The organism is Mesorhizobium sp. M7A.F.Ca.MR.362.00.0.0 (assembly GCF_004023175.1).
Lineage (GTDB): Bacteria > Pseudomonadota > Alphaproteobacteria > Rhizobiales > Rhizobiaceae > Mesorhizobium.
Window position 1 is genome coordinate 1 of the sequence record NZ_RZTF01000476.1, and the last position, 609, is coordinate 609.

Here is a 609-nt window from a genome sequence, read left to right on the forward strand (position 1 = left end):
ATCTTACGCGCATGGCCGGGATGGACCCGATCGTCAGCGGTCGATGTGGTCAGCAGCACCGGCGGATAGGCGGCAGCGGCGTCGACATGCTGGTAGGGCGAGTAGGCTGAAAGCCATTTCGCGTCTTCGGGTTTCGACGGATCGCCATATTCGGCCATCCACGAGGCGCCAGGCGGCAATTCGGCGTAACGCAGCATGTCGAGCAGCGGCACCTCGATGATGACGGCGCCGAATAGCTCGGGATGCTGCGTCAAGGAAACGCCGGTCAGCAAGCCGCCATTCGAACCACCCTGGATGCCGAGTGAGCTTGCTGTCGCGATGCCGCGCTTGACGACGTCCTGCGCGACCGCTGCGAAATCGTCGAATCCGTTTTGGCGATTACCCTTGAGCGCCGCTTGATGCCAGGCCGGGCCGAACTCGCCGCCGCCACGGATGCAGGCCTGCACATAGGCATTGCCCTTTTCCAGCCATAGCCTCCCGCGCACGCCGGCATAGCCGGGCAGCAGCGGCACTTCGAAACCGCCATAGCCGTAAAGCAGCGTCGGCACCGGCCCCTTCTGATCGCGCCGCCTGACGACAAAATAAGGGATCATCGTGCCGTCCTTGGAG

1 protein-coding gene (only partly in view) is annotated in these 609 nt (G+C 63.7%); it reads right to left on the minus strand.

All coding sequences use genetic code 11. The features are described 5' to 3' along the window. Positions 1 to 609 carry part of the coding region annotated (locus EOC06_RS33360) for a prolyl oligopeptidase family protein (RefSeq protein ID WP_164898885.1) on the minus strand (this coding region is incomplete at its 3' end). Its footprint extends 1,319 nt past the window's final position, so 609 of the 1,928 annotated nt are shown.